The organism is Streptomyces scabiei 87.22 (assembly GCF_000091305.1).
GTDB lineage: Bacteria > Actinomycetota > Actinomycetes > Streptomycetales > Streptomycetaceae > Streptomyces > Streptomyces scabiei.
Genome location: NC_013929.1, coordinates 9,753,950 through 9,773,718 on the forward strand (window position 1 = coordinate 9,753,950; position 19,769 = coordinate 9,773,718).

The window sequence follows — 19,769 nt, forward strand, 5'->3', positions numbered from 1 at the left end:
TCATGGCGAAGAAACAGCTGGGCGCCCGCGTGGACGAGGATGTGGCGGACCTCGCGAAGCGGCGCGCCGCCGACCTGGGGCTGAGCATCGGGGACTATCTGGCCCGGCTGGTGCAGGAGGACGCCAGCGGCCTGCGCGCCCGTGGGGTGGAGGCCGCGGCCCGCTTCCTGGCCGAGCACCAGTCCGTCTTCGACGAGGCCGAAGAAGCGGTGCGGACCCCTGGGGGAGCGCGCGCCGCCTGATGGATCTGCACATCGACGTCCCCTGGATCCTGCAGGTCGCCGAGGTCGCCGGGGCGAACGATCCGGCGCCCGACGACTACGGCGTCCCCCTCTCGGCGGTCGCCCGCCACTCTGCCGAACTGTTCGAGCAGCCCGTCTACGACGGCCGCTACGCCAAGGCCGCCGCCCTGGTCCACACTCTCGGCCGGTGCCGCTGGCTGGAGCGGTCCAACATGGCGGTCGCCGCGGCCACCGGCGTCATGTACCTCGAAGCGGCGGGGATATCCGTCAAGCCCGCGCGCGAGGACGCCGTCGCCCTCAAGGATCTGCTCCTCGACCCCGCCTGCACGGCCGGGAGGATCGCCGCCCTGCTGCGGACCTGGCCGGCGGCCGGCTGAGGCGGAGCAGCCGACGGACCCCCGCCGTTCGTCGGGGGTTCGTCGAGGGTGTGGATCGTCAGTGCCGGAAGACGTCCTTCGTCTTCTCCTTGGCCTGACGGGCGTCGCCCTTCGCCTGGCTGCCGCGGCCCTCGGCCTCCATCTGCTCGTTGCCCAGCACGCGGCCCGTAGCCTCCTTGGCCCTGCCCTTGATCGTTTCCTTCTTCGCCTTGGCCTTCTGCTCTCGTGCCACCGTTCATCACTCCCTGACAGGTCTGACCTCGGTGTCACTACGGCAAGTAGCCCTCAGTGCGGCAGCCAAACGCCCACGGCGGGCGCGCTGTGCCTCAGCGGTGCCCGCAGATCCGTGCCGGGCTCCCCGACGGAGCCCGTACGGCCCGCCTCACCCGCCCGTGGTGTCCTCGGCCTCCCAGCGCAGCAGGTCGCCCGGCTGGCAGTCGAGCACCTCGCACAGCGCGGCGAGCGTCGCGAAGCGGACCGCCTTGGCGCGGCCGTTCTTGAGCACCGCCAGGTTGGCCGGGGTGATTCCCACGCGATCGGCCAGCTCTCCCACGGACATCTTCCGCCTGGCCAGCATCACGTCGATGTCGACGGTGATGGGCATCAGATCACCTCGTCCAGCTCGGCCCGCATCCGCGTCGCCGCGACATCGCGCGCGACGGCCTGGGCGAGCAGCATCCGCAGGACGAGCACGAGGAGCGCGACCCCGAGGATGGCCACGCCGACACCGGCCATGATCACGGTGACGCCCGGGTCGTCCCGCTGCCCCGGCGCGTTCAGGGCGGTGACCGCGAACCACAGGAGCGAGGCGGCCACGATTGCTCCGATCACGTAGTCCACGTACCGGAAGGCGGCGTGGGAGAACACGGTCCCGCGGCGCACCATCGTCACCAGCCGCCAGACACAGACCAGGACGACCTGGGCCGCCACCATGCCCAGGGCCGTGATCACGCGCAGCGGGGTCAGCGGGAGCGAGCCGTCCTCCGGGTCGTTGCCGCTGACCAGCGTCCACACCATCGACACCTGAACGAACACGGTGCCGACGAGCACCACCACGAGCACGGCGCGCAACGCACCCACGGTCAGCTTTCCCATGACCTGTCCTTCCATCGAGTTGCGATGGGAATCTATCGAATCTCGATAGAGTTAGGCAAGGGTGGGAGAAGGGGCCCAGGTGGATGCCACGCCGTCAGGGGGTGGTGACGCGGGCGTTGACCCGTCGCATCCAGTCCCGGTCGGTGTGCCACATGGGGTGGTGCGGGGCGGCGTTGGACGTCAGGACCACGCCCCGGAAGCCCGCGGCGAGACAGCGGTCGACGACGAACTCGGCGATGTCCTTGCCGACCGCGTCCTCCTCGAAGCGGGTCAGCAGCGGCGTGTACCCCACGGCGCCCTCGCCGAGGACGGCCGGGATGCCCCGGCGGGCGGCGAACGCGGCGACGGAGTCGACCCACGAGGCCAGCGTCTCCCGCATGGTCTGCCGGTGGGCGGCGTAGTTCTCGTAGAGCCATAGGTCCCAGCGGTCGGGGTCGACCCAGTCGTGCGCGTAGAACAGTTCGCGCGGGATGCCGGTGGCCGCCAGACGCCAGGGCTCGTCCGGCTGGTAGTCGGCGAAGGCGGGTGCGTCGGGGCGCAGCATGGCCGCCAGCTCGGGGGTCGGCCAGGCGGCCGTCTCGGGGGCGGCCTCGGTTCCGTGGCCGAGTCCGACCGCCTCGTAGAGGGCACCGAGCACGCCGTAGACGTAGAAGTGGAAGTGGGCGACCTGCGCCCCCTCCGGCAGGTCGTCGATCTCGCTCGGCCAGGGCTCGCCCAGCGAGTAGGTGACCGTGACGCCGGGGTGGCGGGCCCGCAGCAGCTTCACGGCGCGGTCGAGGGGGCCGTGCAGGTAGGCGTAGTGGGTGACACCGTCGCGCGGGACCAGGGAGCAGTTGTCGACCTCGTTGTGCACCTCGACGTAGGCGACCTGTTCGGCCAGTCCGCGCTCGGTGAGGAAGTCGAGGAGCCCGGCGAGCGACTCGGCCACGGCCTCCGCGCGGTCCGGGCCGGGCACCTCGGCCAGGGCGCGGTACCAGGCGTCGGTGTCGGCGAAGCTGGGGGACTGCTGGTACTCCCAGGACGACACGATCACCTTGCAGTCGTGGCGGGCGGCCGCCTCGAACAGCTCGACGAGCCGCCGGCGGCCGTCCAGAGGGTAGCCGCCGCGCACGTCGTACCAGCGGGTGCGCTGGCCGAACTCCTCGCCCAGGCCGCGGACCTGGATCGACTCCGGATCCTTCACGCGCCCGGAGAACAGCAGGAAGGGCATCGCGCAGACACGCACGGTGTTGAAGCCCCGGTCCCCCGCCTCGGCGAAGGCGCGGTCGAGGTCGGCGAACGGCTCACCGGGTCCAGCCTGGGTGTACCAGCTGAAGTCCCACAGGGTGATGGTCATCGCTTGCTGCTGTGTCGTCATGGGGGCACGGTAGCTCAATTCATTAATTATGAATAATGCTTGACAGGGGTGTCGGGACTGCCCAGGCTCATGTGCCATGACCGAACCCATCCACCCGTCCCGGCGCACCGTCGTCACGGCGCTCGGCGTGGCCGCCGCCGTCGCCCTGCCGGCCTGGCCGGAGACGGCACACGCCGCGGACGGCTCCGCCTCCGCCCCCGCCAACGGCCCGGTGCTCGACTCCCACCCGGCCACGGAACCCTCCGGCACCCATGTGCGCGACATCGGCGGCACCCACGTCGTCTTCCAGTACGGCACGGTGCTCCCCGCCTTCGACGGCCGGCGCACCCACGAGCCCACGCGCGAGTACCTGTCCCTCGACAAGCGATGGCGGTTCCGCTTCGACCCCGCCGACGAGGGACTGGACCGGGGCTGGCAGTCCCCGCGCCACGACGACCGGGGCTGGGCCCGTATCGACGTCCCGTCGGCCTGGGACCTGCTGGACACCCCCGGCTTCGGCTCGGAGTCCGCCCCCTTCGGCAAGGGCACGGCGTTCAAGGACGGCTACGCCTGGTACCGCACCACCGTCGACGTGCCCGCGTCCTGGCGGGCCCGGCACGTCCGCATCGCCTTCCTGGCCGCCGGTTACAGCGCCGAGGTCTGGCTCGACGGCAGACACCTCGGCAAGCACGAGGGCGCCAACTCGCCCTTCGCGCTCCCGGTCGCCGGTGCCCTGCGGCCGGGGACCCGCCAGACGATCGCCGTACGGGTCTTCCGCCGCGCGAGCTACACCGACTACACCTCCGCGACGCCGCAGCCCGTCACCGACGACCACGAACTGCCCTACAAGCCCGTCGACTACTGGCCCTACGCGGGACTCACCCGGTCGGTCTGGATCGAGGCGGTCCCGAAGGTCACCCTCGCCAAACTGCTCGTGTCCACCGAGAACGGACGCCTGGAGGCCCACGCGGTCGTCGAGAACCACGGCGCCGCCGACTTCGACGGCCGGCTCACCCTCGACCCCGGCCGCGGCAGCGGCGGCCGGCTCACCGTCGTCGCGGCCCGGATCCCCGCCCGGTCGGCGGGCGTCGTACGGGTCGCCGTCCGTATACCCGGCGCACCCCGCTGGAGCCCGGCCGCGCCCCGCACGCTCACCGCCCGCGCCACCCTGACCGCCGGTAGGCACGCGGGCCCGCGGGTGGACACGCTGTCCACCCGGTACGGCGTCCGCGAACTCACGGTCGCCGACGCCCAGGTGCGACTGAACGGCAGGCCGCTGTTCCTCAAGGGCCTCAACTGGCACGAGGAGACGGCCGCGCACGGCAGGGCGATGACGCCGGCCGAGTACGACCGGGAACTGGGCCACGCCAAGGCGGTGGGCGCCAACTTCCTCCGCAACTGCGTCTACAACCGCCACCCGTACGTCTACGACTGGGCGGACGAACACGGCGTGCTGGTCATGGACGACATCGACACCATGTGGCTCAACACCGCCCAGGAGAAGCTCCAGACCGAGCGCTACGGCCTCGCCCGCGCCCTGGCCCTGACCATGGCGTGGAACCAGCACAACCACCCCTCGGTGATCCTGTGGGGACTGCAGAACGAGTCGGAGATCGACACCGGCGGCGCCCCGGTCTACCGGGCCTGGCTCGCCGACCTGAAGGCGGCCGTCAAGTCCGTCGACCTCACCGCCCGCCCGGTGACCTGGGCCTCCAACACCAGCAACGACCCCGCGTTCGACCTCGCCGACGTCATCGGCTTCAACGAGTACTTCGGCTACTTCTACGGCAAGGACGCCGACCTCGGACCCACCCTGGACGCGGTGCACGCGAAGTATCCCGACAAGCCGATCCTGATCACCGAGAACGGCACCTGGTCCGTGGCCGGCACCCACGGCCCCGCCACCACGCAGGGCACGGAGGAGTGGCAGGCGGCGAGCTTCACCGCCCACTGGGAGCAGGTGACCGCGCGCAGCGAGTTCGTCGCCGGGTTCACCTACTGGGTGCTCAAGGACTACAAGCAGCGTGCCGGATACAACCAGGACTACAACGGCATCTCGGTCATGGGCCTGCTCACCTTCGGCGAGGAGCGCCCCAAACTGGTCCACGAGGCGTTCCGGAAGGCTGCTGTTCCGAAGGGGCGGTGACCTTCGAGGCCGACGGCCGTACGAGCAGGGGAGGGGCGATCCGCCCCTCCCCTTGTCGTGCCCTCCCCACCCTCACGCACGCGTACGTTCCGGTGGGGTCAGCCCTTGACGCTGCCCTCGGTCAGGCCGCTGCGCCAGAAGCGCTGCAGGGCGACCATGGCGATCATCAGCGGGACGACGGAGACGAAGGCGCCTCCCACCGTCAGCTGATAGAGCTGCGGCTGGCGGTCGGCGAAGGACTGCCACGACGTCAGACCGAGGGTGATGGGATACAGCTTGGAGTCGGACAGCATGACCAGCGGCAGGAAGTAGTTGTTCCAGATGCCGACGAACTGGAAGAGGAAGATCGTCACCAGGGCGGGGGTCATGATGCGCAGTCCCACGACCCTGAAGATGCGCGCTTCTCCCGCGCCGTCGATGCGGGCGGCCTCCAGCAGCTCGTCCGGTATGGAGGCCGCGGCGTAGATCCGGCACAGGTACACGCCGAAGGGACTGACGAAGCTCGGCAGCAGCACGGCCCAGTAGGTGTTGGCCAGGCCCGCCTTGCTGAACAGCAGGTACATGGGCAGGGCCAGTGCCGTGGCGGGGATCAGGACGCCGCCCAGCACGATGTTGAAGAGCGTGTCGCGGCCGGTGAAGGAGAACTTGGCCAGCGCGTACCCGCACATCGCGGCCAGCAGTGTCGCCACACCCGCGCCGACGCCCGCGTACAGCACGCTGTTGGCGGCCCAGCGCAGGTAGATCGCGTCGTCGTAGGTGACCACCTGGTGCAGGTTGCTCAGGAACTGCGGACGGGCGAACCACAGCCCGAAGGTGCCGAACAGATCGCCGGTGGACTTGGTGGACGCCACGACCAGCCAGTACACCGGGAGCAGGAAGTATCCGGCGGCCGCCACGAGCAGGCCGGTGACCAGGATGCGGCTGCGCGTGGTGACCCCGGTGATGCCGCCGCGCGGTGTGGGGCCGTCGTCGGAGGCCGGCGTCTCGTCCGTCGGCGGGACCGTGCGGGCCGGTGTCCGGAGGCTCACGCGTCCCCTCCTCTCTTGTTGATCAGCCGCAGGAATCCGAAGGAGAGCACGAACGCGGCGAGGGCGAGCAGCACCGCCTCGGCGGCGGCGAGATGGTAGTTGTCGTTGGTGAACGCCTCGTTGTAGGCGCTGAGGTTGGGGGTGTAGGCGCTGTCGATGCTCGACGAGACGGGCTTGAGCACCAGTGGTTCCGCGAACAGCTGCAGCGTGCCGATGATGGTGAAGACCGTGGTGAGGATCAGTGCCGGGCGCAGCAGCGGCAGTTTGACGTGCCGGACCGTCGCCCAGGCACCGGCGCCGTCGATGCGGGCGGCCTCGTACAGCTCCGCGGGGATCGTGCGCAACTGGGCGACGAGAACGAGGACGTTGTAGCCGGCGAACTCCCAGGTGACGATGTTCGCGATGGACCACAGCACCGTGTCTCCGCCGAGCAGGTCGACCGAGATCCCCAGATGGCGCATGCCGTCCACGAGCGGGCTGACTCCCGGTACGTACAGGAAGCCCCACAGGATGGACGCGATGACGCCGGGAACGCCGTAGGGCAGGAAGTAGGCGGCGCGGAAGAACCGCACGCCCCGGGCCGAGGCGCTGTCCAGCAGCAGCGCGAGTCCGGCGGACAGCGCGACCATCACCGGCACCTGGACGGCCGCGAACAGCAGGACGCGGCCGATGCTGCGCAGGAAGGCGTGGTCGGACAGCGCGTCGGAGTAGTTGGTCAGCCCCACGAAGACGCTGTGGCTGCCGCCGAGGCCCAGGGCTCCGGTGTACTCGACGTCCATGACGCTCTGGTGGACGGCGTAGCCGATGGGGAGGGCGAAGGCCAGGAGGAAGAGCAAGAGGAACGGCGCGACGAAGGCGAAGGGCGCCAGGTTTCTGCGGCGGCGGGTCGCTCGGGTGGTCATCTGGGTTCTTTCTGGAGTCCGGAGGGCACGACGACGGCGGCCGTGTCGTGCCCTCCGGAGACGGTCACTTGCCGGTGGAGACCTTCAGTCCCTTCTGCTTGAGGTCCTCGACGGTCTGCTGCTGTGCCTGCTTGACCGCGGAGACGAAGGAGCCCTTGCCGGCCAGGGCGGCCTGGAAGCCGTCGTTGAGGTGCTGGTAGGTGGCGTCGATCGTGGGGATCCACTTCCACGAGTTGTCGATGCTCTTGTCCGCCTGCGCGAAGACCTCGTTGTACTTCTGGCCCCCGAAGAACGGCGACGGCTTGTCGAGCGAGGAGCCCTTGTACCCGTCGGCCGAGGCGGGCCAGCCGTATCCGCCCTGGAGCAGCAGGTCGACGCTCGCGGGGTCGGTGTTGAGCCACTCGGCGAACTTCAGGGCCTCGGGGATGTGCTGGGCGCCCTTGAGGACGGCGGTGGAGGAACCTCCCCAGTTCGCGGAGACGTTCGCGCCCTTCGTCCACTGCGGCATGGGTGCGACCGCCCACTTGCCGCTGGTCTTGGGAGCGTTTCCGCTGATGATGGCGTCGCCCCACTGGGCACTGACCCATGAGGTGATGCCGCCGGACTGCAGGTCCTTGTACCAGCCGTTGGCGAAGTCGGGTTCGGTCTTGATCACTTTCTTGGTGCGCAGGTCGTCCCAGAAGGCGGCGACCTTGAGGGTCTGCGGGGAGTCGATGTTCACCGACCAGGTGTCACCGTTCACGCCGAACCACTTCGCGCCGGCCTGCCAGGCGAGCGCGGTGAACCAGGCGGAGTTGCCGGGGGGAAAGGTGCTGATGTACGCCTTCGGGTCGGCGTCGTGGACCTTCTGCGCGGCCTGGGCGAACTCGTCCCAGGTGGCCGGCGGTTCGATGCCCCACTTCTTGAACAGGTCGGCACGGTAGAACAGGCCCATCGGACCGGACGCCTGGGGGATCGCGTAGACGGCCGAGCCGAAGACTCCCTGCTGCCACTGCCAGTCCACGAACTTCGACCGGGCCTTGTCCGCGCCGTACGGGGACAGGTTCACCAGGCCCTTGTCCAGCAGGAACGACGGGATCTCCTGGTACTCCACCTGGGCCAGGTCGGGTGCGTTGCCGCTCTTGAGCGCGGCGCGCATCTTCGCGTAGCCGCCGCTGCTCCCCGCCGGGATCTTCTCCAGCTTGACGTGGATGTCGGGGTGGGTGGCGTTCCACTTGTCGACGGCCTTGTCCACGCCGGGAACCCACGACCAGAAGCGCAGGTCGACCTTCTCGCCGGGCTTGGCGGGTTCCTGCAGGGCGGGGTCCTTCGAACCGCTGGAACCCCCGCAGGCGGAGATCAGCAGGGCGGTGGCGGCGAGGGTCACTGCGAGTGCGGCCCGGCTCTTTCTGCGGAGGTGTGTGGTGCGGCTCATCGGGGTGAGGTCCTTCCTGGCTTCGTGCGGGAGGCGCCTGTTGCCTGCCGGTCAGTGTTGGAGCGACATCACCACGCCGTCAAGATATATTCATAATTAATTGAAACAGCTATGGTGGGTGCAGCAGCGAGACAGGAGACGGACACGATGACGCAGTGCCGCAGGATGGCGGGACGCGTGGCGGTGATCACCGGCGCCGCGCACGGGATCGGGGCGGCCACCGCCCGAAGACTCGCCGACGAGGGCGCGACCGTCGTGCTCACGGACGTGGACGACGCCGCGGGCAAGGCCCTGGCCGCCGGTATCGAGGAGGGTGGCGGACGGGCGGAGTACGTCCGCTGCGACGTGACCTCGGCCGCCGACTGGGAGAACCTGGCCCGGCACATCGACGAGCACCACGGCCGGCTGGACGTCCTGCACAGCAACGCCTTCGCTCAACTCAACAAGGCGGCACACGAGTTGAGCGAGGCCGAGTGGGACGGCCAGATGGCCGTCCTGCTGAAGCCTGCCTGGCGCGGGATGAAGACCTTCGCGTCCCGGCTGCGCGAGGCCGAGGGGTGCGTGGTCCTCACCTCCTCGGTCCACGCGGTCATGGGCCTGCCGGGCCATGCCGCCTACGCCGCCGCGAAGGGCGCGCTGTGCTCACTGGGGCGGCAGCTGGCCGTCGAGTACGGACCGGACATCCGGGTCAACACCGTTCTGCCCGGCCCCATCCTCACCGCCGCGTGGGACGGGATCCCGGAGGCGGACCGGGCACGCAGCGTGGCGGCCACGGCCGCGAGGCGGTTCGGGCAGCCGGAAGAGGTGGCCGCCGCCGTCGCCTTCCTGGCATCCCCGGACGCCTCCTACGTGACCGGAGCCAGCCTCGTGGTTGATGGAGGATGGAGCGTCATGAAGGAGTCCTCGTGAGCGGCACGTCCCCGACGGTGGGTATCACCTCCCCGACGGTGGGTGCCAGGCCGCCCCGCACAGGACCGGTACGGAAACGGAGAACGTGGTGACCCATCCCGGCAGGGGGCTGCACGGCCAGGCGGTGGAGGAACTGGGCCGACGCATCATCCGCGGCGACTACCCTCCGGGCTCCGTGGTGGACCCGGTCAAGTTCGAGACCGAACTCGGCGTCAGCAAGACCGTGGTGCGCGAGGCACTGCGCGTACTGGCGTCCAAGGGCCTGCTCGAATCGAAGCAGAAACGCGGGACGACCATCCGTCCCCGCGCCGACTGGAACCTGCTCGACAGCGACCTGCTGCGCTGGCAGGGCAGCAGCGCCCCCACCGACGGCTTCCTGGAGGACCTCGCCGAGGTCCGCGCCATCGTCGAGCCCGCCGGAGCACGCCTCGCCGCGACCCGCCGGACCCCCGCCGACCTCGACGCACTGCGCCGGGCGCTCGACGCGATGGCGGCGGCCGGCACGGACGCGGAGGCGATGGTCGAGGCGGACCTGGCCTTCCACCGCGCCCTGCTGGAGGCCGCGCACAACGAACTGCTGAGCCGGATGGAGGTCGTCATCGAGGCCGGCCTGCGCGTCCGCGACCGCATCGTGCACGGCGCCCTGCACTTCTCCGACTCCATCCCCGTGCACCAGGACCTGCTGACGGCCGTCGAGGCGGGTGACCCGGACGCGGCGGTGGCCGCCGTCGAGTCCCTGCTCGCGCAGGCGTCCCACGACCTGGCCGCCGTCCAGGCCGAGGAACACCGCGACGGCGCGGTCGCGACCGACCCGCTTCCCGAGGAAACTCCTTGAAGATAACCGGACTTGAGACCTTCCTGGTCGCCCCGCGCTGGCTGTTCCTGCGCGTCACCACCGACGAGGGCGTGACCGGCTGGGGCGAGCCCGTGATCGAGGGCCGCGCCGAGACCGTGCGCGCGGCCGTCCACGAACTGGCCGACCACCTCGTCGGCCGGGACCCGCTGCGCATCGAGGACCACTGGCAGGTGCTCACCAAGGGCGGCTTCTACCGCGGCGGCCCCATCCTCTCCAGCGCCGTCGCCGGCATCGACCAGGCCCTGTGGGACATCGCCGGCAAGACCTACGGCGTCCCCGTGCACCGCCTCCTCGGCGGACCCGTCCGCGACCGCGTCCGCATGTACGCCTGGATCGGCGGGGACCGGCCGGAGGACGTGGCCGAACTGGCCGAGGAACAGATGAAGGCGGGCTTCACCGCCGTCAAGATGAACGCCTCGGCCGAACTCGCTCCCATCGACACCCCGGCACGCACCGCCGAGGTCGTCGCACGCGTCGCGGCCGTCCGTGACGTCCTCGGCGACGAGCGGGACATCGCCGTCGACTTCCACGGCCGGGCCTCCACCGCCATGTCCCGCAGACTGCTGCCCCTGCTCGAACCCCTGCACCCGCTGTTCGTCGAGGAACCCGTAGCACCGGAACACTCGCACCACCTGCGCAGCCTGGTGGAGTCCACGAACATCCCGCTCGCCACCGGCGAACGCCTCTACTCCCGCTGGGACTTCCGCGAGGTCCTCGCCAGCGGCATCGCCGTCGCCCAGCCCGACCTGTCGCACGCCGGCGGCATCTCCGAGGTCCGCCGCATCGCCGCCATGGCCGAGACCTACGACGTCGCCATGGCCCCGCACTGCCCGCTCGGCCCCATCGCCCTCGCCGCGAGCCTGCAGATCGCCTTCTCCGTGCCGAACTTCCTCATCCAGGAACAGAGCATGGGCATCCACTACAACCAGCAGTGCGACCTGCTGGAGTACGTGATGGACCCCGAACCCTTCCGCTTCCGGGACGGGTACGCCGTCGCCTCCACCCGCCCCGGCCTCGGCGTCGACATCGACGAGAAGGCGGTCCGCCGGGCCGCCGAGACCGGACACCGCTGGCGCAACCCCGTCTGGCGGGGCGCCGACGGGGCGTTCACCGAATGGTGAGCACCATCAGGCCCCCACACCCCGAACCCAAGGAGAGCCCGCTCCCATGAATCTGGTGGAATCCCTGCGAACCCACCGCCTGCTGGCGATCGTACGGGGCAAGGATCCCGCCGCGGCCCTGCGTACCGTCCGCACCCTCGCCGAGGAGGGGATCGCGGCGATCGAGGTCTCCCTGACCACCGCCGACGCCCTGGGCGTCATCAGGCAGGCCCGCGCGGACCTGGGGCCCGAAGCACTCCTCGGCGCCGGAACCGTACGCTCGGCGGCGGACGCGGCCCGCGCCGTGGACGCCGGCGCGTCCTACCTCGTCACCCCCGCCCTCGTCGACGGGCTGGCGCCCTACGGCGTGCCCGTGCTGATGGGTGCCCTCACACCGACCGAGATCGAAGGCGCCCTCGCCCGGGGCGCCGCCGCGATCAAACTCTTCCCCGGCACGCTGGGCGGCCCCGCCTATCTGCGGGCCCTGCGCGATCCCTTCCCCGAGGTGCCGTTCGTGCCCGTCGGCGGAGTCGACGCACAGGCCGCCCGCGACTACCTGGACCGCGGCGCCCTCGCCGTCGGTGTCGGCTCACCCCTGGTCGGGGACGCGGCCGACGGCGGCGACCTGGAGCGGCTCCGCGCCCGCGCGGCCCAGTTCCGCGAGGTGACCGGGGGAGAGGCACCGTGACGACACCGACAGAGCGGAACCCGCCCGAGGTCGTGACCTTCGGCGAGACCATGGCGGCGTTCCGCGCCCACGGCCCCCTGCGCCTCGGCGGCACCCTCGGACTGTCCGTCGCGGGAGCCGAGTCCAACGTCGCCATCGGCCTCGCCCGGCTCGGACACCGGGTGAGCTGGGCCGGCCGGGTCGGCGCCGACGAGCTGGGCGCGCTCGTCCTGCGCACCCTGCGCGCCGAGGGCGTCGACACCGGCCACGCGAGCACCGACGACACCGGCCGCCCGACGGGACTGCTGATCACCGAACCCCGCCTCGGCACGCTCACCCGGGTCGACTACTACCGTGCCGGTTCCGCAGGGTCGGCCCTCACCCCGGCCGAGGTCCTGCCCGCGCTGACTCCGGGTTCCCGCATCCTGCACCTGACCGGCATCACCCCGGCGCTCGGCCCCTCGGCGGCCGAGACGGTCCTGGCCGCCGCCGGCGCCGCCCGCGACGCCGGCATCACCGTGTGCCTCGACGTCAACCACCGCTCCCGGCTGTGGACCGCCGACCGTGCCCGCACCGTGCTCCGGCCGTTGCTGGCCCGCACCGACCTGCTCATCGCCTCCGAGGACGAACTGCCCCTGATGCTGGAGCGGTCCGACGCGGACGAGTCCGAGGCCGTGCGCGACATCCTGGCCGCCGGCGTGTCCGAGGTGGTCGTCAAGCGCGGCGCCCGCGGCGCGACCGGCTTCACCGCCGAGGGGTCGGCCGACCGGCCGGCTCGACAGGTCGACGCCGTCGACCTGGTCGGCGCGGGCGACGCCTTCGTGGCCGGCTACCTCTCCGGCCTGCTCGACGGCGCGGACATCACGGCCCGGCTGCACCGGGCCGTCACCACCGCGGCCTTCGCCGTCGCCACCCGCGGCGACTGGGAGGGCCTCCCCACCCGGGACGAACTCGGCCTGCTCGACCGGCCCGACGGCACCACCGTCCGCTGACCAGGAGACGACACATGACCTCGACGGAAGCGCCGGCGACCCTCGTCGTGGACGGAGCGTACGAACTCGCCGAAGGAGGACGCTGGTTCGACGGACGGTACGTGTACGTCGACATCCTCAGCGGCCGGCTCTTCGAACTGCGCGACGACCGCGAGGGCCGCACCGACACCGCCCCCGCCCAACTCGCCCATCTTGACGTGCCTCTGGGCGCCGTCGCGCCGGTCCACGGCCGCCCGGGCACCTGGATCGCCGCCGCGGGCACCGGCATCGCGCTGCTCACGCCCGACGGCGCCCTGGAATGGCTGGACCGCCCCGAGGACCGTACCCCCGCCCCCAGCAGGATGAACGACGGCGTCGCCGATCCCGCGGGGCGCTTCTGGGCGGGCAGCATGGCCTACGACGCCACCCCCGGGGCGGGGTCGCTGTACCGCACGGACGCCGACGGCACCGTCGTACGCGTCCTCGACGGTCTGACCATCGCCAACGGTCCGGCGTTCACCGCCGACGGCACCGTCATGTACCTAGCCGACACGGCCGTCGGCACCGTCCTGCGCTGCCGGGTCGACCCCGTCTCGGGCGACCTGCGCGGCGCTCCGGAGACCTTCGCGCACCTGCGCAAGGGCGAGGGCAGCCCCGACGGGATGACCGTCGACGAGGAGGGGTGCCTCTGGGTCGCGCTGTGGGGCGCCGGGACGGTCCGCCGCTACCACCCCGACGGCCGCCTGCTGCACACCCTGACCCTCCCCGCCCCGCACCCCACATCCGTGTGCCTGCACCCGGACGGCGGCCGCCTCTTCGTCACCACGGCCCGGTACGGCGTGACGAACCCGACCGCGGCCTCCGGCGCGGTGCTCGTCCTCCCCGTGGCGGTCGGGGGAACAGCGGCCTGCTCCTGGCGGGCCGGCTAGCGGAGGGTGCTGAGCGTGCGGATGACGTCCTCCGCGTCGGTGTCCGGGTTGACGAAGGCCAGGCGCAGCACCGTGGCGCCGTTCCACAGCGTCGGCACGCACAGGATGGTGCCCGTCTCGGCGGCCCGGGCGGACCAGGCCGCGTAGTCGCCCGGACTCCAGCCCGGCCGGTCGAAGAGGAGGACGGACAGCTCGGGCTCGATGATCAGCCGCAGGTGGTCGGCGGCACGTATCGCGTCGGCGACCAGGCGGCTGGTGGTGAGCGTCCGTTCCACGGCGTGTGTGTAGCGGTCGGTTCCGTGGACGGCCAGGCTGAACCAGAACGGCAGCCCACGGGCACGGCGGCTCAGGTGCAGGGCCAGGTCCGCCGGGTTGTGGACATCGCGGTCGATGGCGTCCAGATAGCTCGCCGACTGGCGGTGCGCGGCGCGGGCCGCGGCCGGGTCCCGGTAGAGCAGCGCGCAGCAGTCGTAGGGCGCGAACAGCCACTTGTGTGGATCGACGATGAAGCTGTCGGCCCGCTCGATGCCGGTGTAGAGATGCCGCACGCTGGGCGCCGCCAGGCCGGCCCCGCCGTAGGCGCCGTCCACGTGCAGCCACACCTGGTGGCGTTCGCAGGCGTCCGCGATGCCGTCGAGGTCGTCGATCAGGCCGGCGTTGGTGGTCCCGGCGGTCGCCACCACGGCGAAGACGCCGGTGGTGGACTCCAGGACCGCGTTCACGGCGGATCCGGTGAGACGGCCCTGTGCGTCCACGGGCGCGGTGACGAGGTCCACGTCCATCGCGCGGGCGGCTGAGGCGACGGAGGAGTGGGCGCTCTCCGCGCACACGATCCTCCATCCGTCGGCCGGCCGGCCCCGTGCGGCGCCGGCGGCGGCGCGGGCCGTGATGAGGGCGGAAAGATTGCCCAGGGTGCCGCCGCTGACGAAGCATCCGGCCGCGGTGTCCGGCCAACCGAGGAGCCGGGTGAGCCAGTGCAGTGCCTCGTTCTCGGCGTGGATCGCGCCCGCTCCGGACTCCCAGGTCCCCGCGAAGATGTTCGCCGCTCCGGTGACCGCCTCGAAGGCGAGCGCGGCACGCGTGGGCGCCGCCGGGATGTACGCGAGGTTCGTCGGCCCGTTCTGGGCGCGGGTGGCGGGCGACAGGACCCGGTCGAACAGTCTGAGCACCGCGGAGCCGCCCATGCCCCGCGGGGTGATGGCCGGGCCCGCCGCGTCGGCCAGGTCCCGGGCGGGGCGGGCGCTCGCCACCTGGTCGGGAGCCTGCATGATGCGCCGCCAGGCGTACCCCATGGCGGTCGCCACGACCTCGTCCTCATCGCCCCACAACCGGTTGCCGTCCAGGGCCACCACGCGCGGCGGGATGCTTTCACTCTGAGCTTTTTGCATGGCGAGAACCTAGAAACGGCCCCCGGAATGCGCAATATGCGACATGAAGATTGAGCACAATGCTCAATGTGGCTCGAAAGTGATGTGTGACCATGGGCATCATGCGACATGCCGACACCCTCGATGCCCTGGACGCCCGGATCCTCCTGGCGCTCGACGCGGATCCACGCGCCACCACGCTGGCCCTGGCCGACCGGCTGGGTCTGGCCCGCAACACCGTGCACGCCCGGCTGAAGCGGCTGGAGGAGAGCGGCGTGCTCAAGGAGCCCAGCCGCCGCGTGGACCCCGCGGCTCTCGGCTATCCGCTGCTGGCGCTGATCACGATGTCGATCAGCCAGCGCGTGGGCGCGCCCACCAGGGAGGCGATCCTGCGCATCCCCGAGGTGGTCGAGCTGCTCGTCACCACCGGTGACGGCGACCTGCTCGCCCGGGTGGTGGCCCGCGACACCGAGGATCTGCACCGCATCACGAACCTGGTGCTCGAAGCGCCCGGCGTCGTCCGCTCCAACACCACCATCGTCCTGCTGGAGGTACAGCCGTACAGCGTCCGTTCCCTGCTACGGCGACACGCCGGCCACTGACCTCCCCCGGTGACACCGCTCTCTCAGAAACATTGCTCACCGAGTGGACGCATATCTGTTCCCGCGACATGAGAGTTTGACGGTCGATGCGGTAAGGGTTTTTACCGTCGGAGACGGGACCGAATTAGGTGAGCCGGGTACGCGGTTTCGGCATGCTACTGTCCTTCTCAGTTGCAGTTGTGGTTCCCGAACTTCAAGCGGCCCCAACCCGGCTCCCGCCGGCTGGAGCGCTTCTTTATTTCCGGTCATGTTCCGGCGGGCAATCATTGCGGCCACGCTCGGTCCGCGCACCGCGGATCTGATGCACTGCCCCACAAGGAGATATGACATGGCTTCTGGTACCGTCAAGTGGTTCAACGCAGAAAAGGGCTTCGGCTTCATCGAGCAGGACGGTGGCGGCGCGGACGTGTTCGCCCACTACTCGAACATTTCTGCCCAGGGCTTCCGTGAGCTGCTCGAGGGTCAGAAGGTCAACTTCGACATCGCGCAGGGCCAGAAGGGCCCGACGGCCGAGAACATCGTTCTGGTCTGACGCTGACGCGCCACACGTAGCTGGGGCCCGCATCCTTCGGGGTGCGGGCCCCAGCTACGCGCGTTTTCTCTGGCGGATTCCCCCACGGGACGAATTGGCGGAATCGGGGTCCCGTCGCGACACCCTCTGGTGTTGCGTCCCCCGAAAGCTCTGCCCGCCAGGTCTGCTTTTATTTGCCACCGGTTCATACTTGTGATTCTTCACGCCGTTCATCGCTGCGGGAATTCCTTGATATGTGCCACACATCGAGGAAGGTTCCCCATGAACCGAACCCGTACGAACGACCGCTCCGCTCGCACCCGGAACAGCCGTGCCTACGCCGGAAAGGGCGGAAGCCGCTTCGGCTCGCAGGCGCCGCGCCGTTCGGCCGGACCGGTCCGCTCCGGCGGCTCCGGCCGCAGGCCCGCCACAGTGCAGGGCGAGTTCGCGCTGCCCAGGACGATCACTCCCGCACTGCCCGCCGTCGAGGCCTTCGACGATCTCGACATGCCCAGGCAGCTCCTGGCCGAACTCCACAGGCAGGGGGTGACCGTGCCGTTCCCGATCCAGGGCGCGACGCTGCCCAACTCCCTGGCCGGCCGTGACGTCCTCGGCCGTGGGCGCACCGGATCCGGGAAGACCCTCGCCTTCGGCCTCGCGCTGCTCGCCCGCACCGCTGGACAGCGCGCCGAGCCCCGGCATCCGCTGGGGCTGGTCCTCGTACCGACACGTGAGCTGGCGCAGCAGGTGACCGACGCGCTGACGCCGTACGCCCGCTCGGTCGGCCTGCGACTGGCCACGGTGGTGGGCGGGATGTCCATCGGCAGGCAGGCCGGCATGCTGCGCGCCGGGGCCGAGGTCGTCGTCGCGACCCCGGGCCGGCTCAAGGACCTCATCGAGCGCGGTGAGTGCCGGCTCAACCAGGTGGGCATCACGGTGCTGGACGAGGCCGACCAGATGGCCGACATGGGCTTCATGCCGCAGGTCACCGCGCTGCTCGACCAGGTGCGCCCCGAGGGGCAGCGGATGCTGTTCTCCGCCACTCTGGACCGTAACGTCGACCTGCTGGTGCGCCGCTATCTGAGCGACCCCGTCGTGCACTCGGTCGACCCCTCGGCCGGCGCGGTCACGACGATGGAGCACCACCTCCTGCACGTCCACGGCGCCGACAAGCATGCCGCCACGATCGAGATCGCCGCCCGCGACGGCCGCGTGATCATGTTCCTGGACACCAAGCACGCCGTCGACCGACTGGCCCAGGACCTGCTCAACAGCGGGGTACGGGCCGCCGCGCTGCACGGCGGCAAGTCGCAGCCGCAGCGCACGCGTACGCTCGCGCAGTTCAAGACCGGGCATGTCACGGTGCTGGTGGCGACCAACGTCGCCGCGCGCGGCATCCACGTCGACAACCTCGACCTCGTCGTCAACGTCGACCCGCCGACGGACCACAAGGACTACCTGCACCGCGGTGGCCGTACCGCTCGCGCCGGAGAGTCCGGCAGCGTCGTCACCCTCGTCACACCCAATCAGCGCCGCAGCATGGACCGTCTCATGGCGGCCGCCGGAATCCGGCCGCAGAGCACCCAGATCCGCTCGGGCGACGAAAGCCTGAGCCGGATCACCGGCGCCCAAGCCCCGTCCGGCGTCCCGGTCGTCATCACCGCACCGGTGGTCGAACGTCCCAAGCGCGCTCCTTCCTCCCGGGGCCGACGCCGCCCCGCTTCGGCGACCCGGCGCTCGCCGGCCCGCCGGGCCGTTCGCGACGCGGCAGCCTAGGACCTCCGTGATCAGGAGGCCGACCCATCTCTGCAGGAGGTACCTTTTGACGCTCGTTGGGATGCAGCCCTGCCCGACCGACACCCGCCCCGCGCGCAGGGCGGGGGTGGAGATCATGGACGCGGGCGGACCGCAGGTCTGCGACGACATGAGTGTCGAGGTGGCGCTGGCCGTCATGGCCGCCGCGCGCACGGGCCGCCTCGTGGTCTGCGACCAGGACGACCAGTGGACCGGCACGGTCACCCGGACCGAACTTCTCGCCGTCCGCGGCAGTCTCGCCTCCGCGGACCGCGTCCGGCTGCGCGACATCCTCGGTGGCCATGGCACCCTCGCCTCACCCATGCCTCCCGAGGCGGAAGCCGGACACGCGATGCGCTCCCTCCGGCTCGGTGCCGCACCGGTGACCGACGGGCGAGGCGGCGCCCCGGGCCTCGTCGCCCACTCCCGCTGAACCGCCCCCTCCCCGGTCGGACCGTCTCCCCCTCTCCCCGTGAGGTCACATGCGCTGCGTCATCGCCCGCTTCCCCTTCGAACTCACCAAGAGCGGCGTGCTGGAATCGATGAAGGGCATCAAGCCCGAACCGGGCACCGGTGAATCCGTGCTCATCGGCCGCCGCCACTACCCGATCAAGCAGGTCGGCCAGGTCATCACCCGCCAGGACCGCCGTGACTTCAGCGCCGGCGAAGTCCTGCGGGCCATGACACAGCTCGGCTTCACCTGCAGTGTCCTCCCCGAGACCACGCCCGAGCGCACGCTGAGCCCGCTGGAGCACGCCTCCGCGATGCTGGGTGCCCCCGTCGTCGGGGTCTGACAGCGCAAGCATGTGTGAGCCGGCACCCGACCGGCAGTGTGGGCCCGACCAGCGCGCTGGTCGGGCCCACACGTGCGTGTGGTGGGTCCTCCCTGTCGCGGTGACCGCTCGGCGATCGGAACATGCGCGTGGGTGCCGGAGCGGGTGGAGGAGTGGTCCCGATGCCCAGCTCCTGGCGGAACGGAACCTCATCTCCAGGTGCGCCGAAATCTATGTCGGTCACAGTAGACTTTGGGTGCCGATGTGGTTAAGGTTTCTCTCGTAGCCGAGATCGAGCAAGGCCCGGCAGATATGAACTGCCAGGTCGCAGTACGGAAGTTGCAGTGCACAGGACGGTGCGGTGGTGGAGTGTCGAAGCCAGGGCGTTTGCAGGACGGCGACGGGACTGACGGCCGCACCGGGTGGCCCGCGGTGATCAGGGGCCGCCATCAGCAGTTCGCGGCACCAGCAGTTGGTAGTTCCCGTATGTGAGTAGTTGATCAAGAGGGAAGAACGGAGGAGCCCCACGCCATCAGGATCGCCCGGGAGGACGTACCAAACCCGGGTACCGCAGGACATCGACAGTGAGGTGGTCTTCGGTCAGGCAACCGCGATCCCCGCGCCCCCGGCGTCTTACAGGTCGGGTCCGCGGAAACAGAGAGCCGGCGTATCAGGACCGGCAGATGGTGTAGCAGTTCCTTCGGGGCCCTGATGCCAGTTGGCATCAGGGCCCCTCCACGCAGGTCCCGG

General features: G+C 70.7%; 22 protein-coding genes. 14 read left to right on the top strand and 8 right to left on the bottom strand.

Translation table 11 applies throughout. The features are described 5' to 3' along the window. Window positions 1–2: 2 nt before the first annotated feature. Both SCAB_RS41790 and SCAB_RS41795 read left to right on the top strand, forming a co-directional pair. Window positions 3–242, top strand: coding sequence for a hypothetical protein (locus tag SCAB_RS41790; RefSeq protein ID WP_013006113.1), 240 nt, complete (start codon window positions 3–5; stop codon window positions 240–242). Next, window positions 242–619, top strand: a complete 378-nt coding sequence (locus SCAB_RS41795; protein ID WP_013006114.1) for a hypothetical protein — start codon at window positions 242–244, stop codon at window positions 617–619. Before SCAB_RS41790 ends, SCAB_RS41795 begins: the two co-directional genes overlap by 1 nt. Window positions 620–677: 58 nt before the next feature. Here the strand turns inward: SCAB_RS41795 and SCAB_RS45750 are convergent, their stop codons facing one another. From SCAB_RS45750 to SCAB_RS41810, 4 genes are all read right to left on the bottom strand, one after another. Further along, window positions 678–851, bottom strand: a complete 174-nt coding sequence (locus tag SCAB_RS45750) for a CsbD family protein (protein ID WP_013006115.1) — start codon at window positions 849–851, stop codon at window positions 678–680. Between the two features lie 150 nt (window positions 852–1,001). Further along, entirely contained in the window at window positions 1,002–1,223 is a 222-nt protein-coding gene (locus SCAB_RS41800) for a helix-turn-helix domain-containing protein (RefSeq protein ID WP_013006116.1), read from the bottom strand. Next, the gene (locus tag SCAB_RS41805) at window positions 1,223–1,714 is read right to left on the bottom strand and encodes a DUF2975 domain-containing protein (protein WP_037728872.1); all 492 of its coding nucleotides are present in this window, start codon (window positions 1,712–1,714) and stop codon (window positions 1,223–1,225) included. The genes SCAB_RS41800 and SCAB_RS41805 overlap by 1 nt, the downstream gene beginning before the upstream one ends. Window positions 1,715–1,808: 94 nt before the next feature. Further along, window positions 1,809–3,071, bottom strand: coding sequence for a cellulase-like family protein (locus SCAB_RS41810; protein ID WP_013006118.1), 1,263 nt, complete (start codon window positions 3,069–3,071; stop codon window positions 1,809–1,811). Window positions 3,072–3,147: 76 nt separating this feature from the next. Here SCAB_RS41810 and SCAB_RS41815 point away from each other — a divergent pair, with 76 nt between their 5' ends. After that, window positions 3,148–5,196, top strand: coding sequence for a glycoside hydrolase family 2 protein (locus SCAB_RS41815; RefSeq protein ID WP_013006119.1), 2,049 nt, complete (start codon window positions 3,148–3,150; stop codon window positions 5,194–5,196). 98 nt (window positions 5,197–5,294) lie between these two features. Here the strand turns inward: SCAB_RS41815 and SCAB_RS41820 are convergent, their stop codons facing one another. From SCAB_RS41820 to SCAB_RS41830, 3 genes are all read right to left on the bottom strand, one after another. Further along, window positions 5,295–6,224 (bottom strand): carbohydrate ABC transporter permease, encoded by a 930-nt coding sequence (locus SCAB_RS41820; protein ID WP_013006120.1) that lies wholly within the window; start codon window positions 6,222–6,224, stop codon window positions 5,295–5,297. Beyond that, window positions 6,221–7,126 carry a carbohydrate ABC transporter permease gene (locus SCAB_RS41825; protein WP_013006121.1) on the bottom strand — a complete coding sequence of 302 codons (906 nt, stop codon included), beginning with the start codon at window positions 7,124–7,126 and terminating at the stop codon, window positions 6,221–6,223. The genes SCAB_RS41820 and SCAB_RS41825 overlap by 4 nt, the downstream gene beginning before the upstream one ends. A gap of 64 nt (window positions 7,127–7,190) precedes the next feature. Beyond that, the gene (locus SCAB_RS41830; RefSeq protein ID WP_041670198.1) at window positions 7,191–8,540 is read right to left on the bottom strand and encodes an ABC transporter substrate-binding protein; all 1,350 of its coding nucleotides are present in this window, start codon (window positions 8,538–8,540) and stop codon (window positions 7,191–7,193) included. A 147-nt stretch (window positions 8,541–8,687) separates the two neighbouring features. Here SCAB_RS41830 and SCAB_RS41835 point away from each other — a divergent pair, with 147 nt between their 5' ends. From SCAB_RS41835 to SCAB_RS41860, 6 genes are all read left to right on the top strand, one after another. Beyond that, entirely contained in the window at window positions 8,688–9,449 is a 762-nt protein-coding gene (locus SCAB_RS41835; protein WP_061335687.1) for an SDR family NAD(P)-dependent oxidoreductase, read from the top strand. Between the two features lie 85 nt (window positions 9,450–9,534). Beyond that, on the top strand, window positions 9,535–10,284 hold the full coding sequence (locus SCAB_RS41840) for a FadR/GntR family transcriptional regulator (protein WP_013006124.1): 750 nt from the start codon (window positions 9,535–9,537) through the stop codon (window positions 10,282–10,284). Then, on the top strand, window positions 10,281–11,426 hold the full coding sequence (gene dgoD / locus SCAB_RS41845; RefSeq protein ID WP_013006125.1) for a galactonate dehydratase: 1,146 nt from the start codon (window positions 10,281–10,283) through the stop codon (window positions 11,424–11,426). Before SCAB_RS41840 ends, dgoD begins: the two co-directional genes overlap by 4 nt. 46 nt (window positions 11,427–11,472) lie before the next feature. Continuing rightward, window positions 11,473–12,093, top strand: a complete 621-nt coding sequence (locus tag SCAB_RS41850) for a bifunctional 4-hydroxy-2-oxoglutarate aldolase/2-dehydro-3-deoxy-phosphogluconate aldolase (RefSeq protein WP_013006126.1) — start codon at window positions 11,473–11,475, stop codon at window positions 12,091–12,093. Further along, window positions 12,090–13,064, top strand: coding sequence for a sugar kinase (locus tag SCAB_RS41855; RefSeq protein ID WP_013006127.1), 975 nt, complete (start codon window positions 12,090–12,092; stop codon window positions 13,062–13,064). Before SCAB_RS41850 ends, SCAB_RS41855 begins: the two co-directional genes overlap by 4 nt. 14 nt (window positions 13,065–13,078) lie before the next feature. Then, entirely contained in the window at window positions 13,079–13,972 is an 894-nt protein-coding gene (locus tag SCAB_RS41860; RefSeq protein WP_013006128.1) for an SMP-30/gluconolactonase/LRE family protein, read from the top strand. Here SCAB_RS41860 and SCAB_RS41865 read toward each other — a convergent pair. Beyond that, a complete protein-coding gene (locus tag SCAB_RS41865; protein ID WP_013006129.1) occupies window positions 13,969–15,360 on the bottom strand; it encodes a pyridoxal phosphate-dependent decarboxylase family protein in 1,392 nt (463 codons plus the stop codon). The genes SCAB_RS41860 and SCAB_RS41865 overlap by 4 nt on opposite strands. Window positions 15,361–15,461: 101 nt before the next feature. Here SCAB_RS41865 and SCAB_RS41870 point away from each other — a divergent pair, with 101 nt between their 5' ends. The 5 genes from SCAB_RS41870 to SCAB_RS41890 all read left to right on the top strand — a co-directional run bounded on the left by SCAB_RS41870 (window position 15,462) and on the right by SCAB_RS41890 (window position 19,040). Further along, on the top strand, window positions 15,462–15,941 hold the full coding sequence (locus SCAB_RS41870) for an Lrp/AsnC family transcriptional regulator (RefSeq protein WP_197696216.1): 480 nt from the start codon (window positions 15,462–15,464) through the stop codon (window positions 15,939–15,941). Between the two features lie 328 nt (window positions 15,942–16,269). Next, window positions 16,270–16,473 (top strand): cold-shock protein, encoded by a 204-nt coding sequence (locus SCAB_RS41875; RefSeq protein WP_037728877.1) that lies wholly within the window; start codon window positions 16,270–16,272, stop codon window positions 16,471–16,473. A gap of 261 nt (window positions 16,474–16,734) precedes the next feature. After that, the gene (locus SCAB_RS41880; RefSeq protein ID WP_013006132.1) at window positions 16,735–18,228 is read left to right on the top strand and encodes a DEAD/DEAH box helicase; all 1,494 of its coding nucleotides are present in this window, start codon (window positions 16,735–16,737) and stop codon (window positions 18,226–18,228) included. A gap of 61 nt (window positions 18,229–18,289) precedes the next feature. Beyond that, a complete protein-coding gene (locus SCAB_RS41885) occupies window positions 18,290–18,679 on the top strand; it encodes a CBS domain-containing protein (protein WP_013006133.1) in 390 nt (129 codons plus the stop codon). Window positions 18,680–18,728: 49 nt separating this feature from the next. Continuing rightward, entirely contained in the window at window positions 18,729–19,040 is a 312-nt protein-coding gene (locus SCAB_RS41890; RefSeq protein WP_013006134.1) for an SCO5918 family protein, read from the top strand. Window positions 19,041–19,769: the final 729 nt, after the last annotated feature.